Origin of the sequence: Neisseria sp. P0006.S009 (assembly GCF_051962915.1) — a bacterium.
Lineage (GTDB): Bacteria > Pseudomonadota > Gammaproteobacteria > Burkholderiales > Neisseriaceae > Neisseria > Neisseria subflava_E.
This window is the reverse complement of record NZ_JBQCUV010000002.1, coordinates 143,386-158,001: the sequence shown is the minus strand read 5'-3', so window position 1 is coordinate 158,001 and position 14,616 is coordinate 143,386. Positions and strand designations below refer to the sequence as shown.

Genomic DNA, 14,616 nt, shown 5'->3' with positions numbered 1-14,616 from the left:
GTCTGAAAATTGTTCAGACGGCCTTTTGATTGTTTCAAGTTTACATTTCCAATTCGCTCAAGCCCGGCAAGTCGGCAAAACAGCGGTCGTGCGTGATTTGGCAGAAGTTGTCCAGATAGCCTTTGTTGGCATCTTCCGTACGAATGGCTGCATAAAGTTTGCTCTGCAGGCCGTCTGAAGTGATTTTGCGGTGGACGACGTAGCCTTTTTCCAAATATGGCATGACTGTCCAATAGGGCAGGGCGGCGATGCCGCGTTTGCTGGCAACCAGCTGAATAATGGCAATGGTCAGCTCGCTGTGGCGGCGCGGCGGATTAATGCCTTTGGGCAGCAGCACTTTTTTGGGCAAATCCAGCATTTCGTCGGGGACGGGATAAGTAATCAGGGTTTCGTCGATAAAGTCTTCCGCTTCCCAAACGTCTTTGTCGGCAAGCGGGTGGTCTTCTGCGCAGATGCCGACCATTTCATAGGCAAACAGGGGGCGGTAGCTGATGCCGTTGAGCGGCTCGGCTTCGGAAACGATGGCAAGGTCGGCGCGGTGTTGCAGCAGCAGCCCGACCGGATCGGCTTGGAAACCAGAAACGATGTCCAATTCAACTTGCGGCCATAACGGGCGGAATTCGCCCATGGCAGGCATCAGCCAGTCAAAGCAGGTGTGGCACTCGACGGCAAGTCTGAGTTCGCCCGCTTCGCCTTCGATAATCCGCACCAAATCACGTTCGGCGGCGGCAACCTGCGGCAACAGCTCGCGCGCCAGTTGCAATAGGCGCATACCGGCAGGTGTGAAGCGCAAAGGTGTGGATTTGCGTTCAAACAACGGCGTTTCGTAATAATTTTCCAAGGCGCGGATTTGGTGCGACAGGGCGGATTGGGTCAGGAAAACCCGTTTGGCGGCAAGGGAAACGCTGCCGGTTTCTTCTAAAGCCAGCAAGGTTTTGAGATGACGCAATTCGATAATAGAGTCCATGTGTTTTCAGACGGCCTGTAGGTAAGGTGGGGTATATTAAAATAATTCATGATGATGTGCAAATGATTAATGTTGGGAATGATTGCTGAAATCGGAATGTAAGAATTTGAGGCATAAACAGATTTTGCGGTTAGAATGCGAAGCTGTTTTTGAAGATAGATATAAGGAGCGGAATATGGCTTTACGCCGCGAAATTCTGGCTTGGTGTGATGAGACTTTGCAGGTCGGGCTGTTTAAGGACTATGCGCCCAATGGTCTGCAGGTCGAAGGCAAAGAAGAAATTGCCAAAATCGCCACTTCGGTTACCGCCAGCAAAGCAGCAATCGATTTTGCCGTAGCGCAGGGAGCGGATCTGCTTTTGGTCCACCACGGTATGTTTTGGAAAAGCGAGCCTGTCACGATTACCGGTTGGAAAAAAGCACGCATTGAAACCTTGCTGCAACACCAAATCAATATGGCGGGCTACCACCTGCCGCTGGACGCGCACCCGCAATTAGGCAATAACGCACAGTTGGCTGAGAAACTCGATTGGGTACTCGAAAAACAATTCGGCGAGCAAAACCTGTTAAATACAGGCCGTCTGAAAACCACGCAAACGCTGGTGCAGTTATCTGAACGCATTGAGGCGGTATTCGGCCGCAAGCCGACCGTTATCGGCGATCTTGAACGTAAAATCAAACGTATTGCCTGGTGCAGCGGCGGTGCGCAGGGATTTTTTCAGACGGCCGTAGACGAAGGTGTCGATGCGTATCTGACCGGTGAAATTTCCGAAGCGCAATATCATCTTGCCAATGAAACAGGTGTGGCATTTATCAGCGCTGGCCATCATGCGACAGAACGCTACGGCGTACGTGCCTTAGGCGATGCCGTGGCAGAAAAATTCGGTATCGAAGTGGTTCACTTTGATGAAAACAATCCTGCTTGAGTATTGAGCAATATCATAAAACTTTACCTTATTTTAAATAATGCTTTGAGTATTACAACAAACTAGGTAGAATTACGCTGTTTAATGGCTCGGTATTCCCAAAATTTTAGGACGACTGAATAATGGATAATCAAGAAATCAACAACGGTCGCCGCCGTTTCCTGACACTGGCTACTTGCGGTGCAGGCGGTGTGGCGGCTCTGGGCGTAGCTACGCCTTTCGTGGCCAGCTTCTTCCCATCGGAGAAAGCTAAGGCTGCCGGTGCTGCTGTCGAAGTAGATGTCAGCAAAATCGAAGCAGGCCAAATGCTGACTGCCGAATGGCAGGGTAAACCGATTTGGCTGGTCAACCGCACAGATCAACAGCTCAAAGACTTGAAAAGTTTGGATGGTGCAGTTACAGACCCTAATTCCGAAGTGGATCATCAGCCCGAAAATTGTAAAAACGAGACCCGTTCGATCAAGCCGAACCTTCTCGTCGCTATCGGTATCTGTACCCACCTGGGTTGCTCTCCGACTTACCGTCCCGACATTGCTCCCGCCGACTTGGGTGCAGACTGGAAAGGCGGTTTCTTCTGCCCTTGCCACGGTTCGAAATTCGACATTGCAGGCCGAGTATACAAAGGTGTTCCTGCACCGACCAACTTGGTTGTACCGCCTTACAAATATCTGAGCGATACAACTGTTTTGGTGGGCGAAGACTAAAAATAAGGAACGATAATTATGGCAAACCAAACCAATAGCAAAGCAAAAGCATTGTTAGGCTGGATGGACGCTCGCTTCCCTCTGTCTAAAATGTGGAATGAGCATTTGGCTCAATACTATGCGCCGAAGAACTTCAACTTCTGGTATTACTTCGGCTCTTTGGCCCTGCTTGTCCTTGTAATTCAAATCGTCAGCGGTATTTTCCTGACCATGAACTACAAACCGGACGGCAACCTTAACGCCTACCATCTGCCTGCTGCCTTTACCGCAGTAGAGTACATCATGCGCGACGTGTCCGGCGGCTGGATTATCCGCTACATGCACTCCACCGGCGCATCTTTCTTCTTCATCGTCGTTTATCTACACATGTTCCGTGGTCTGATTTACGGTTCATACAAAAAACCTCGTGAATTGGTGTGGATTTTCGGTTCCCTGATTTTCTTGGCATTGATGGCAGAAGCCTTTATGGGTTACCTGTTGCCTTGGGGTCAAATGTCCTTCTGGGGTGCGCAGGTAATTATTAACCTGTTCTCCGCCATCCCTGTTATCGGTCCTGATTTGTCCACTTGGATTCGTGGTGACTTCAACGTTTCCGACGTTACTTTGAACCGCTTCTTCGCCCTGCACGTTATCGCAGTACCTCTGGTATTGCTCGGCTTGGTTGTGGCTCACATCATCGCCCTGCACGAAGTGGGTTCTAACAACCCTGATGGTGTTGAAATCAAGAAAAACAAAGACGAAAACGGTATTCCACGCGATGGTATCCCATTCCATCCTTACTACACCGTTAAAGACATCTTGGGCGTCGTTGTATTCCTGATTGTCTTCTGTTCTGTGTTGTTCTTTGCACCTGAAGGCGGCGGCTACTTCTTGGAAGCGCCAAACTTCGATGCAGCTAATGCGCTGAAAACACCTCCTCACATTGCGCCGGTATGGTACTTCACTCCGTTCTACGCAATTTTGCGTGCGATTCCTTCCTTTGCCGGTACTCAGGTATGGGGTGTAATCGGTATGGGGGCAGCAGTTGTACTGATTGCCTTGTTGCCTTGGTTGGATAAAGGCGAGGTTAAATCTGTCCGTTATCGCGGCCCAATCTTCAAAACTGCGTTGGTTCTGTTCATCATTGCCTTCATCGGTTTGGGTATTTTGGGTGCAATGGTAGCAACTGATACTCGTACTTTGGTTGCACGTATCCTGTCTTTCGTCTACTTTGCATTCTTCCTGGGTATGCCGTTCTATACCAAACTGGATACCAACAAACCAGTTCCTGAACGCGTAACCATGAGCACTACTAAACAAAAAATTATGTTCTTTGTTTACGTCGGTATTACCGTTGTTGGTGCTTATTTGTTTGCAACCAATATCTGATGAGGGCAGCGAAAATGAAACAAACTCTGAAAAACTGGTTTGCTGCCTTATTGCTGGCAGTGCCTATGAGTGCAGCCGTCGCCAGCGGCGGCCATGCAAACTACGAAAAAGTCGATATCGACCTGCGTGATCAAGTCAGTCTGCAGCACGGTGCGCAAATCTTTACAAACTACTGTTTGTCTTGCCACTCTGCAAGCGGTATGCGCTTCAACCGTCTGAAAGATATTGGTTTGACTGAAGATGAAATCAAGAAAAACCTGATGTTCACAACAGACAACGTTGGTGACGTAATGGTAGCGGCAATGGATCCGAAAGATGCCTCCAAATGGTTGGGTGCGCCTCCGCCGGATTTGACCCTGATTGCTCGTTCTAAAGGTGCAGACTACCTGTACGCCTATATGCGCGGTTTCTATAAAGACCCAACTCGTCCGAACGGTTGGAACAATACTGTTTTGGCCGGCGCGAGTATGCCTCACCCATTGTGGGAGCAACAAGGTATTCAAGCCGTTGAGTTGGATGCTAAAGGTCAGCCTGTTATGATTAAAGACGAGCATGGCAACCTGACTCCTAAGCTGTATTGGGAATCTACCGGTCTGCACAGCCGTCGCCTGCCTAACGGTAAAGTGATCCAAAAAGAGTACGATGCGTATGTGCGCGATTTGGTAAACTACCTGGTATACATGGGTGAGCCTGCTCAATTGCAACGCCACCGTATCGGTTACATGGTTTTGACATTCCTGTTTGCCGTAATGTTGCCGTTGGCGTACTTCCTGAAAAAAGAATTCTGGAAAGACGTTCATTAATTCTTTTGAATCAAAAAGGCAAACCTGTTTCAGGTTTGCCTTTTTTGTTTGCTTAATCAATTTATGTCGGATTAATGCAAATCTAAAAATTGCTTAATGTAAACAGTGTGTTATTTTAAATTTCTGGATTAAGTATTTGAAATTATGTATAATTCTTTCTGAATTTTTATAAGGCTTAAGGCCGTCTGAAAAGATTGATCAGGAGTAGAAGATTATGATGACTTTGTATTCGGGTATTACTTGTCCATTCAGCCAACGCTGCCGTTTTGTGCTGTACGAAAAAGGCATGGATTTTGAAATCAAAGATGTGGACGTGTTCAATAAACCTGAAGACTTGGCTTTGATGAATCCGTATAACCAAGTACCGGTTCTAGTTGAGCGTGATTTGATTTTGCACGAATCAAACATCATCAACGAATACATTGATGAGCGTTTCCCTCATCCTCAGTTGATGCCGGGTGATCCTGTTATGCGCGGTCGCGGCCGTTTGGTGCTGTACCGTATGGAAAAAGAATTGTTCAGCTTGGTACAAGTGTTGGAAAACCCTGAATCTACCAATAAAGAACAAGCTAAAGCGCGTGAAGCCATTGGCAATGGTTTGACATTGTTGGCACCATCTTTTACTAAAAACAAATACATCTTGGGCGATGACTTTTCTATGATTGATGTTGCCTTGTCTCCGCTGCTGTGGCGTTTGGACTATTACGACATCAAACTGGGTAAATCTGCTGCGCCTTTGCTGAAGTACGCCGAGCGTATTTTCCAACGCGAAGCCTTTATTGAGGCATTGACGCCGGCTGAAAAAGCCATGCGCCGCTAAAGGATGGATATATGGCAACTTCAACCAAACCGTATTTGTTGCGTGCTTTGTATGAATGGTGTTTGGACAATAACCAAACACCGCACATCGTTGTTTGGGTAAATGAACATACCCGTGTGCCGATGCAGTATGTGCGTGACAATGAAATTGTTTTAAATATTGGCCCTACTGCCAGCCATAACTTGAATATCGACAACGAGTGGGTCAATTTTTCTGCACGCTTTTCCGGCGTAGCGCACGAGATTTGGATTCCGGTCGGTCATATTGTCAGTATATTTGGCCGCGAAAGTGGAGAGGGTATGGGGTTTGAGGTAGAACCATATCAGCCTGCTTCTATCGAAGCTGCAGTGGTCGAAGATAAAAAAGCTGAATCTGCGGAAGAAAAACCGAAAAAAGTATTGAAGCTTGTGAAGTAATTAAAAGACAAGAGGCCGTCTGAAATGTTTCAGACGGCCTTTATTGATTGGGTATTGAGATGGCAAAATTAATGAGCAATCAGTTATTAATTAAGATTAAGCCAAACAAAAAAGCTCTTGTGTTTAACAAGAGCTTTTTTGTTTAGTGGTGGAGGTAAGCGGGATCGAACCGCTGACCTCTTGCATGCCATGCAAGCGCTCTACCAACTGAGCTATACCCCCGAAATTTGGTGGCGAATCAGGGACTCGAACCCCGGACACAAGGATTATGATTCCTCTGCTCTAACCGACTGAGCTAATTCGCCGTTTCGTGAAGTCGCTATTATAGTTTTTTTTGAATATTTGGCAAGCGCTAATTTTACTTTTTTTTATTTCTTATTGTTTTTAAAAAATAAAAAGTAGGTTGTCAGGCTATAACTTATGGCAAATATCGCCGTGGCTGAAGCCTGTCCAATCGATATCAATGTCTTTGCCAAAAGCGATCACTTTAAAAAGTTCGCCCATTTCGTGCTGATGTATCAGTTTCTGTACTGCGGCGGCGGCTTGGATATATTCAACCGAATCCGGGCTGCCGATTTGTGAAAGTAGATCAGTGATGCCGAGATTGAGCAGGAAATAGGATTGGGGCAGGTAGCCGATTAAGTCCAAACCTGCTTCCGTGCCGGCGCGTGCAATATCGGTGAAATTGACGTGCGCAGTCAAATCGGTTAGGCCGATATTGAAAAATGGGTCGTGGATGGTGTGGTGGCGATAGTGGCCGATAAATGTGCCTTCTTTGCGTTGCGGATGGTAATACTGGGCGGCGTCGAAGCCGTAATCGATAAATATCATGCCGCCGCGCTGTAATTTAGCGGCCAGGGTTTGGATAAAGGCATATTGTGCCGGATGCAGCTCGCTTGTGTATGAAGAGAGGGGAGGAAAATATAAGGCGGCTGTTTGTATCAGTTCGGATTGGGTCAATGGTCTGATGGCTTCGATTAGCTCGTCATTCTCTAGGCTGACGCCGATTTGTTGAAATCCTCCATCTTGATAAATTAAGCGTTCAACCGGCATGGCATCCAATACTTCGTTGCCGATGATGATGCCGTCAAAGTGTTCGGGTAATGCGGTGAGGTGGATGATTTTGGCGGCTGCTTCGGGAGATGTGTGCTCAAGAATATGTTGACGTTGTCTCTCTGCAAGCTCTGCTGATAGCTCAATAATGTAGTAATGACTCAGGTCGTCTGAAAGATTTTGTAACAAAGTAGCGGCAAGATGGCCTGTACCTGCACCAAATTCATAGATATTGCCTGCTGTTTGCGGCAGTAATTCGGCAAGTTGTTTGGCAAGGGTTTGTCCGAATAGGGGGGAGAGGGTTGGGGCAGTAATGAAGTCGCCGTCTGTGCCGATTTTATGGCTGCCTCCACTGTAATAGCCGTATTGAGGTGTGTAAAGGGCAAGCTCCATAAAACGGGAAAAGGGTATCCAGTTTTGATGTTGTTCAATTTCGTTTTTTATGAGCTTCGTCAGGTGTGCTGAAGAGGCTTGTGCATCAGTGGAAGGGAGGGGGAGTTGTGGCTTCATGACTGTTAGATAATGTAAAAAATTTGAATTTGTTTGTATATTATAGCCCCTTGTGAGAGGGGTGATAATCGGGTGTAAAAATACTATATGTAGTATTTTAAAAATATAAACAATACTAGATATGGTGTTTTATGCCATATAAAATGGCTGGCATATTAATTTGTCATGCATTTTTATATATATAAGCTATTGAATTTTAAGTGTTTAGTGTTTCATTTCAGATAAAGGGTTGATTTGACCTGATTGCCAAAATTTCTTATAGTGTCGGTTAGTGGGGCATAGTGGGTGAAAGTGGTTACTTTTCCCAAAAAGTGTTCCGTAGAAGTGAAAACGAAATATTTTAGGAAGGTGGGATTTTTAATCCCACTCTAGTTTTATTTTAATCGAATTTGAGGTGTGATGTGTTTGGTGGTGCTCATGAATTGAGTATGGACAGTAAAGGGCGGTTGGCGATTCCTGCCAAATTCCGCGATATTTTGCTGCGCCGTTATACGCCTGCAATTGTGGTCACACTGGATTCCCGAAAAAAATTATTGATGTACCCCGAGCCCGTTTGGGAAGAAAAAGCCGAGCAGATTTTGAAGTTGAAAGTTGCCGGCAATGAAGCTTTGCAACGGTATCAAAATCTGCTGCTGCACAATGCGGAGATTTTGGAGTGGGACAGCGCCGGACGTGTTTTGATTCCGGCCAATCTGCGCAAACGTGTGGATTTTGAAAAAGAAGTTACTTTGGTTGGCCGTGCAAACCGTATGGAGTTGTGGGGTCGCGAACATTGGGAAGAGGAAATGAATCAGGCTTTGGATATCGATCCTGATGAATTGGCTTTCCAATTAAGTCAAACGGATTTGCAATTGTGAGTAAAGTTGAAAATTATCAGCATGTTACTGTCTTGTTGCATGAGGCGGTGGATGCGTTAGCAATCCGTGAAGACGGGATTTATGTGGACGGTACGTTCGGTAGGGGAGGGCATTCCCGGCTGATTTTGTCACGTTTGGGTGAGCAGGGTCGTTTGGTTGTTTTTGATAAAGACCCGGAGGCGATTGCGGTAGCTAATGAGCTGGCGGCCCAAGATAAACGTGTCAGTGTCGTACACAATGGTTTTGAAACATTTCAGACGGCCTTGGATGAATTAGGCATCGATAAGATTGACGGTGCGCTTTTTGATTTGGGGATTTCGTCGCCGCAAATTGACGATGGCAGCCGCGGATTCAGTTTCCGCTTTGATGCGCCGTTGGATATGCGGATGGATCCGACTCGCGGGATGTCTGCGGCAGAATGGATTGCAACCGCATCCGAACAGGATTTACACGAGGTCATTAAGAATTATGGTGAAGAGCGGTTTAGTCGCCAGATTGCGCGCGCCATTGTTGCGCAACGCGAGGAGAGTCCCATCGATACAACCCGCAAGCTGGCGCAGCTTGTGGCGCAAAACGTCCGTACTCGTGAGCGCGGACAAGACCCTGCAACGCGCACCTTCCAAGCAACTCGCATCTTTATTAACCGCGAGCTCGAAGAGGTAGAGGCAGTTTTGCCGCAGGTTGCAGGCCGTCTGAAAGAGGGTGGACGCTTGGCTGTCATTGCGTTCCATTCGCTGGAAGACAGAATTGTGAAGCAGTTTATTAAAAAATATTCGCAACATGCGCCATTACCCCGTTGGGCAGTGGTCAAAGAGGCGGATTTGCCTCAGCCGCCTTTGAAGGCTGTGGGCAAAGCAATCAAACCGGGTTCGACAGAGACTGAAGCTAATCCGCGTGCACGCAGTGCAGTTTTGCGTGTGGCGGAGCGCAGCAGCGACGAATTTTCGGTTGTTGACTAGGGAAGCGTTTCGGCATTGTCGCAAGGGATGTTTCTGTTGACAGGCCGTCTGAAAGTTTGAAATGGGTAAGTTGAATATTTTATTACTGGTTTTGGTGACGGTTTCGGCCTTTGCCGTAGTGTTTAAGCAAAACCAGTCGCGCTTGCACTTTATCGAGTTGGATAAGGCACAAAAACGGGAAATTCAGTTGGAACAGGATTACGCGCGCTTGAAATTGGAGCAGGCAAGATTGGCCAACCACAAACTGATTAAAGTGGCGGCCGAAAAGCAACATCTGCTTCCGCCAGGTGCGCATAATACGGCTATGCTGGAACGCAAAAAATAAGAATATAGCCTTGTTTTCAAGGTGTTTACGGGAATTAATAGCTCACTGAGCAGCTAAGTCATGAGAAGTCCAACATGTTAATTAAGAACGAATATAAACCTCAAATGCTGTCTGGAACCACAAAAACAAAAAAACCGCTGACAAGTAACGGGCGTATCGGTTTGGTGCTGGGTGCCGTTGCGCTGGCATTTACCGGTCTGTTGGTGCGCGGGGTTTATCTGCAAACCAGTCAGCATGAGTTTTTGAAAAATCAGGGCGACCAACGTTTTGTGCGTACGCTTCCGTTGCCTGCATCACGCGGTATGATTACCGACCGTAATGGTGCTACATTGGCGTTGAGTGCGCCTACCGAATCATTGTATGCCATGCCTTCCGGTATGGAGGAAATGCCGACTGACGAGCAGTTGGAAAAACTGTCGGCCATTGCCGATGTGCCTGTTGAAGTGTTAAAAAATAAATTGTCTAAAAAAGACAAAGGTTTTATCTATCTGAAGCGTCAACTCAGCTACGAAAAAGCGGAAGAAATCAAGGCATTGGGCATTAAAGGCATTGCATTCCAAAAAGAATTGAAACGCCATTACCCGATGGGCAATCTGTTTGCGCACGTTATCGGTTTTACCAATATCGACGGCAAAGGTCAGGAAGGCTTGGAGCTTTCCCGTGAAGACAGCCTGCGCGGTGAAGATGGTGCGAAAGTCGTATTGCGCGATAACAAAGGTAATATCGTTGACAGCCTTGACTCTCCGCGCAACAGTGTGCCTAAAAACGGCCAAGACATGATTTTGTCTTTGGATCAGCGTATTCAAACTCTGGCTTATGACGAGTTGAACAAGGCTGTGGCTTATCACAAAGCCAAAGCGGGTACGGTTGTGGTATTGGATGCGCAAACCGGCGAGATTTTGGCGTTGGTCAACAGTCCGGCTTACGATCCGAATCAACCGGGTCAGGCCAATAGCGAACAGCGCCGCAACCGCGCCGTAACCGATATGATTGAACCCGGTTCTGCCATGAAGCCGTTTACTATTGCCAAAGCATTGGATTCCGGCAAAGTGGATGCAACCGATACGTTCAACACCCTGCCTTACAAAATCGGTCCGGCTACCGTACAAGATACCCACGTTTATCCTACTTTGGATGTGCGCGGCATTATGCAAAAATCTTCCAACGTCGGTACCAGTAAACTTTCTGCCATGTTTACGCCTAAAGAAATGTACGATTTCTATCATGATTTAGGTGTGGGCGTGCGTATGCATTCAGGCTTTCCTGGTGAGACTGCAGGTTTGTTGAGAAGCTGGCGCAGATGGCAAAAAATCGAACAGGCAACCATGTCTTTCGGTTATGGCCTGCAATTAAGCCTGTTGCAATTGGCGCGTGCCTATACTGTCTTGACCCATGACGGCGAATTGTTGCCTGTCAGCTTTGAAAAACAAGCGGTTGCACCTAAAGGCAAGCGCGTCATCAAAGCCTCTACTGCGAAAAAAGTGCGCGAGTTGATGGTTTCCGTTACTGAAGCCGGCGGTACCGGTACTGCCGGTGCTGTCGATGGTTTCGACGTAGGTGCGAAAACCGGTACGGCGCGTAAACTGGTTAATGGCCGCTATGTGGACAACAAACACGTCGGTACGTTCATCGGTTTTGCTCCGGCTAAAAATCCACGCGTGATTGTGGCCGTTACCATCGACGAACCGACTGCCAACGGCTATTACGGAGGCGTGGTTGCCGGTCCTGTATTCAAAGAAGTCATGAGCGGAAGCTTGAACATCTTGGGCGTTTCCCCGACCAAGCCGTTAAGTAATGCCGCTACTGTCAAAGTACCGTCATAATCCAAACAATCAAAGAGATATTGTTTATGTTCAGCAAGCTAACCCCTTTGGCTGAAACCAACTTTCCGCCTCTGCTGTGTGAAAACGCAGCAGGGCGTTTGTTGCATTCAGACAGCCGTCAAATCAAACAAGGTGATATTTTCGTTGCCTGTCAGGGCGAATATACAGATGGCCGCAGTTATATCCCCGCAGCCATTGCCAACGGCGCGGCTTTTGTTTTTTGGGACGATGACGGCAAATTTGCGTGGAATCCCGAATGGAACGTTCCCAATCAAGGCATTAAAGATCTGAAACATCGCGCCGGTATGTTGGCGGCGCAGGTTTACGGCAATATTTCAGACGGTCTTAAAGTTTGGGGCGTAACCGGTACCAACGGCAAAACCTCTATCACACAATGGCTGGCGCAAGCTGCCGATTTTCTGGGCGAAAAAACCACCATTATTGGCACAGTCGGCAACGGCTTTTGGGGCGCATTGGAAGAGACCACGCATACCACGCCTGCTCCTGTCGATGTCCAAACCCTGCTCTACCGCTTCCGCCAGCAAGGCGCAACAGCCGCCGCGATGGAAGTCTCCAGCCATGGCCTTGACCAATCGCGCGTCAACGGCGTGCCGTTTTGCAGTGCAATCTTTACCAATCTCACCCGTGACCACCTCGACTATCACGGCACCATGGAAGCCTATGGTGCCATCAAATCGCGCCTGTTCTACTGGCATGGTCTGCAACACGCCATCATCAATGTCGATGACGCATACGGTGCAGAACTCGCAGGCCGTCTGAAAAAAGACTGTCCCGATTTAGCCGTTTACGGCTATGGTTTCAGCGAGCAAGCCGATATCCGCATTACCGATTTCACCGCTTCTTCAAACGGCATGGAAGCCGTATTCCAAACCCCGTGGGGCGAAGGAAAATGCCGTACCCGTCTGCTCGGACGATTCAACGCGCAAAACCTCGCCGCCTGCGTTGCCTTGTTGTGTGCCAACGGTTATCCACTCAATAACGTTTTGGAAGTACTGGCAAAAATCCGTCCCGCTTCAGGCCGCATGGATTGCATTATGAACAGCGGCAAACCTTTGGTTGTTGTCGATTATGCCCACACGCCCGATGCACTGGAAAAAGCACTCTCCACTTTGCAGGAAATCAAACCGCAGGGCGCGGCTTTGTGGTGCGTATTTGGCTGCGGAGGTAACCGTGACCGTGGCAAACGCCCATTGATGGGTGCGGCAGCCGTGCAGGGTGCCGATAAAGTTGTCGTAACCAGCGACAACCCACGCTTGGAAAATCCTCAAGACATCATCAACGATATTTTGCCTGCCGTGCCTCATCCTGAACGCGTCGAAGTTGATCGTGCCGTTGCCATCCGTTATGCGGTTGAGCAGGCTGCCGCAAACGACATCATTCTGATTGCCGGTAAAGGGCATGAAAACTATCAGGATGTACAAGGCGTGAAGCACCATTTCTCCGATTTTGAAATCGCAGAAAAAGCATTGGCAGCGCGCGGATAGACCATATCGCAAATGTTCAGACGGCCCGAAACCTTAAGGCCGTCTGAAAAAGATTTAAACATATACAATAAAAGCAAAACGACACACGCATTACGGCACGTCAGCCATTAAACCCATCACAGTTGTTTGTTTCGGAGGACTTTTTAACAAGGCCGTCTGAACAACAAGGAGACCGATTTGATGCTGAAAATGCCGACAAAAACCTTATTAATCAGTGCAGCCGTAGTTTTATTCGCAGGCTGTACCACCAAACAACTTCCGCGCCCTACTGCCGAAATCGAGCAGTTGAGGGCGCAACAGCCTCCGGCCGAGCAAAGCCTGCCCAATCCTGTCAAAGGCAAGCGTTTTGACGACACTTGGGGCGCGGCGCGCAGTCAGGGGCGCAGGCATGAAGGTGTGGATATTTTTGCTAAGAAAAACACGCCGATACGCAGTACTACACCCGGCATCGTAACCAAAATCGGGCGCAACCGATTGGGCGGTAAAGTTATCGGTATTCAAGGGCCGGGTGCTTGGCATTACTATGCCCACCTCAATAAATTTGCCCGTATCCGTCTGTATGAACGAGTAAAAGAAGGGCAGGTCATCGGCTATGTCGGCAAAACCGGCAACGCCAGAACCACACCGGCCCACCTGCATTACGGCGTGTATCTGCCGAACGGCGCGGTGAATCCGTATCCGCTGATTAATCAGAACAGATAGGCCGTCTGAACAAGATTTGAGAATATGAACGCAAAGAAATTGGTTAAGGCAACGAATATCGTCGGTATGGTGGCAGTCGTGCTGCTGGTGTATTGGGTATTTGTTCTGATTTTATCCAATGTTTTCGGGCTTAAGGTGTTCCGCGAATACATTACGGAAATTTTCCTGATGAGTATTTTGGGGATTTTTGCCGTGATGGCGGGTGCCTTGATACTGAACATCATGCTGAATCTGACCCGTATTGCCGAGCGGGGACAAGAGGAAGAAAGCAAAGGTGGCCGGAAAACCTTATATTTGTTGTTGGCCGTATTTCCCGTTTTGGCCGCTTTGCTATTTGGCGGAAATTATCTGACGGTTCAGAAAAAACGTCAGATTTTGACTCAATCGCTAGAGCGTATCGTCAAGGACAATCCATCGCAAATCAACGCGTTGGCAGATTATCGTTTTGATTTTGCGTATATCAAAAAAGCAGCGTTAATCCTTGAGCTGATGTCGAAGGAGGATTCTGCCTTTAAAGCAGCTACGGTGATTGTGCCGGATACGATAGGTAATAAACAAGTTTATTTGGCTTTCTCAGCCGATTCCCAGTTAAGTGGGATTGATGAGCAGGCGCCCAATGCTCAGGGAGTAGGCGATAATAATGGTTTTGTCGTTACTCGGAATGGCAATAAAGAAACGATCAGCAAAACGCAATATCTTTATGCTCCGAATTTGAGCGAGCGTGAATACTTGCAAAGAATATTTGCCGGACAAACAAATGAAATACGTTATGAAGCAAAAGATGGCAATTACAGCCTTTGCCACCCTTACCGCCAAAACGGTAAAACCATTGTATTGTGTTTTTCCGATTACCAGCAGTACGGGAAAATCGGCAGTTGA

General features: G+C 47.8%; 15 protein-coding genes and 2 tRNA genes. 13 read left to right on the top strand and 4 right to left on the bottom strand.

Features of this window, described 5'->3' with window-relative positions; all coding sequences use genetic code 11:
* Positions 1-40: 40 nt before the first annotated feature.
* The gene (locus tag ACTHTK_RS04530; protein WP_003748251.1) at positions 41-967 is read right to left on the bottom strand and encodes a LysR family transcriptional regulator; all 927 of its coding nucleotides are present in this window, start codon (positions 965-967) and stop codon (positions 41-43) included.
* A 175-nt stretch (positions 968-1,142) separates the two neighbouring features.
* Between ACTHTK_RS04530 and ACTHTK_RS04525 the strand changes: the two genes are divergently transcribed.
* The 6 genes from ACTHTK_RS04525 to ACTHTK_RS04500 all read left to right on the top strand — a co-directional run bounded on the left by ACTHTK_RS04525 (position 1,143) and on the right by ACTHTK_RS04500 (position 6,003).
* The gene (locus tag ACTHTK_RS04525) at positions 1,143-1,892 is read left to right on the top strand and encodes a Nif3-like dinuclear metal center hexameric protein (RefSeq protein WP_107723764.1); all 750 of its coding nucleotides are present in this window, start codon (positions 1,143-1,145) and stop codon (positions 1,890-1,892) included.
* 122 nt (positions 1,893-2,014) lie between these two features.
* A complete protein-coding gene (petA, locus tag ACTHTK_RS04520; protein WP_070504243.1) occupies positions 2,015-2,596 on the top strand; it encodes a ubiquinol-cytochrome c reductase iron-sulfur subunit in 582 nt (193 codons plus the stop codon).
* Positions 2,597-2,614: 18 nt separating this feature from the next.
* Positions 2,615-3,964: a cytochrome b gene (locus ACTHTK_RS04515; RefSeq protein ID WP_003681866.1), complete on the top strand. Its 1,350-nt coding sequence runs from the start codon at positions 2,615-2,617 to the stop codon at positions 3,962-3,964.
* A 14-nt stretch (positions 3,965-3,978) separates the two neighbouring features.
* Complete coding sequence (locus tag ACTHTK_RS04510; protein ID WP_198341499.1) at positions 3,979-4,767, top strand: cytochrome c1; 789 nt, start codon at positions 3,979-3,981, stop codon at positions 4,765-4,767.
* Between the two features lie 214 nt (positions 4,768-4,981).
* Positions 4,982-5,587: a glutathione S-transferase N-terminal domain-containing protein gene (locus ACTHTK_RS04505; protein WP_039861850.1), complete on the top strand. Its 606-nt coding sequence runs from the start codon at positions 4,982-4,984 to the stop codon at positions 5,585-5,587.
* Positions 5,588-5,598: 11 nt separating this feature from the next.
* Positions 5,599-6,003: a ClpXP protease specificity-enhancing factor gene (locus ACTHTK_RS04500; protein ID WP_107723763.1), complete on the top strand. Its 405-nt coding sequence runs from the start codon at positions 5,599-5,601 to the stop codon at positions 6,001-6,003.
* A 146-nt stretch (positions 6,004-6,149) separates the two neighbouring features.
* On the opposite strand, the gene ACTHTK_RS04495 is transcribed toward ACTHTK_RS04500, so the two are convergent.
* The 3 genes from ACTHTK_RS04495 to ACTHTK_RS04485 form a co-directional block, all read right to left on the bottom strand.
* Positions 6,150-6,225 (bottom strand) — tRNA-Ala (locus tag ACTHTK_RS04495).
* A gap of 6 nt (positions 6,226-6,231) precedes the next feature.
* Positions 6,232-6,308: transfer RNA gene (locus ACTHTK_RS04490), tRNA-Met, on the bottom strand.
* 106 nt (positions 6,309-6,414) lie between these two features.
* The gene (locus tag ACTHTK_RS04485; protein WP_440378411.1) at positions 6,415-7,566 is read right to left on the bottom strand and encodes a class I SAM-dependent methyltransferase; all 1,152 of its coding nucleotides are present in this window, start codon (positions 7,564-7,566) and stop codon (positions 6,415-6,417) included.
* Positions 7,567-7,967: 401 nt separating this feature from the next.
* Here ACTHTK_RS04485 and mraZ point away from each other — a divergent pair, with 401 nt between their 5' ends.
* The 7 genes from mraZ (at position 7,968) to ACTHTK_RS04450 (ending at position 14,616) form a co-directional block, all read left to right on the top strand.
* Positions 7,968-8,423 carry a division/cell wall cluster transcriptional repressor MraZ gene (gene mraZ, locus ACTHTK_RS04480; protein WP_039861849.1) on the top strand — a complete coding sequence of 152 codons (456 nt, stop codon included), beginning with the start codon at positions 7,968-7,970 and terminating at the stop codon, positions 8,421-8,423.
* Complete coding sequence (gene rsmH / locus ACTHTK_RS04475) at positions 8,420-9,382, top strand: 16S rRNA (cytosine(1402)-N(4))-methyltransferase RsmH (RefSeq protein ID WP_440378410.1); 963 nt, start codon at positions 8,420-8,422, stop codon at positions 9,380-9,382. Before mraZ ends, rsmH begins: the two co-directional genes overlap by 4 nt.
* Positions 9,383-9,443: 61 nt before the next feature.
* The gene (gene ftsL / locus ACTHTK_RS04470) at positions 9,444-9,707 is read left to right on the top strand and encodes a cell division protein FtsL (RefSeq protein ID WP_003681879.1); all 264 of its coding nucleotides are present in this window, start codon (positions 9,444-9,446) and stop codon (positions 9,705-9,707) included.
* Between the two features lie 74 nt (positions 9,708-9,781).
* Positions 9,782-11,530, top strand: coding sequence for a peptidoglycan D,D-transpeptidase FtsI family protein (locus ACTHTK_RS04465; protein ID WP_107723759.1), 1,749 nt, complete (start codon positions 9,782-9,784; stop codon positions 11,528-11,530).
* A 26-nt stretch (positions 11,531-11,556) separates the two neighbouring features.
* Entirely contained in the window at positions 11,557-13,035 is a 1,479-nt protein-coding gene (locus ACTHTK_RS04460) for a UDP-N-acetylmuramoyl-L-alanyl-D-glutamate--2,6-diaminopimelate ligase (RefSeq protein ID WP_107723758.1), read from the top strand.
* 180 nt (positions 13,036-13,215) lie between these two features.
* The gene (locus tag ACTHTK_RS04455; protein WP_070826302.1) at positions 13,216-13,737 is read left to right on the top strand and encodes a M23 family metallopeptidase; all 522 of its coding nucleotides are present in this window, start codon (positions 13,216-13,218) and stop codon (positions 13,735-13,737) included.
* A 24-nt stretch (positions 13,738-13,761) separates the two neighbouring features.
* A complete protein-coding gene (locus ACTHTK_RS04450) occupies positions 13,762-14,616 on the top strand; it encodes a peptidase (RefSeq protein ID WP_440378409.1) in 855 nt (284 codons plus the stop codon).

Excerpts from the sequence above, each read along its gene's own strand:
- ftsL (WP_003681879.1), top strand. The coding sequence starts at position 9,444 with ATGGGTAAGTTGAATATTTTATTACTGGTTTTGGTGACGGTTTCGGCC.
- ACTHTK_RS04525 (WP_107723764.1), top strand. The coding sequence starts at position 1,143 with ATGGCTTTACGCCGCGAAATTCTGGCTTGGTGTGATGAGACTTTGCAG.
- ACTHTK_RS04450 (WP_440378409.1), top strand. The coding sequence starts at position 13,762 with ATGAACGCAAAGAAATTGGTTAAGGCAACGAATATCGTCGGTATGGTG.
- ACTHTK_RS04455 (WP_070826302.1), top strand. The coding sequence starts at position 13,216 with ATGCTGAAAATGCCGACAAAAACCTTATTAATCAGTGCAGCCGTAGTT.
- ACTHTK_RS04485 (WP_440378411.1), bottom strand. The coding sequence starts at position 7,566 with ATGAAGCCACAACTCCCCCTCCCTTCCACTGATGCACAAGCCTCTTCA.
- ACTHTK_RS04505 (WP_039861850.1), top strand. The coding sequence starts at position 4,982 with ATGATGACTTTGTATTCGGGTATTACTTGTCCATTCAGCCAACGCTGC.
- ACTHTK_RS04460 (WP_107723758.1), top strand. The coding sequence starts at position 11,557 with ATGTTCAGCAAGCTAACCCCTTTGGCTGAAACCAACTTTCCGCCTCTG.
- ACTHTK_RS04515 (WP_003681866.1), top strand. The coding sequence starts at position 2,615 with ATGGCAAACCAAACCAATAGCAAAGCAAAAGCATTGTTAGGCTGGATG.
- ACTHTK_RS04510 (WP_198341499.1), top strand. The coding sequence starts at position 3,979 with ATGAAACAAACTCTGAAAAACTGGTTTGCTGCCTTATTGCTGGCAGTG.
- ACTHTK_RS04465 (WP_107723759.1), top strand. The coding sequence starts at position 9,782 with ATGTTAATTAAGAACGAATATAAACCTCAAATGCTGTCTGGAACCACA.
- ACTHTK_RS04530 (WP_003748251.1), bottom strand. The coding sequence starts at position 967 with ATGGACTCTATTATCGAATTGCGTCATCTCAAAACCTTGCTGGCTTTA.
- petA (WP_070504243.1), top strand. The coding sequence starts at position 2,015 with ATGGATAATCAAGAAATCAACAACGGTCGCCGCCGTTTCCTGACACTG.
- ACTHTK_RS04500 (WP_107723763.1), top strand. The coding sequence starts at position 5,599 with ATGGCAACTTCAACCAAACCGTATTTGTTGCGTGCTTTGTATGAATGG.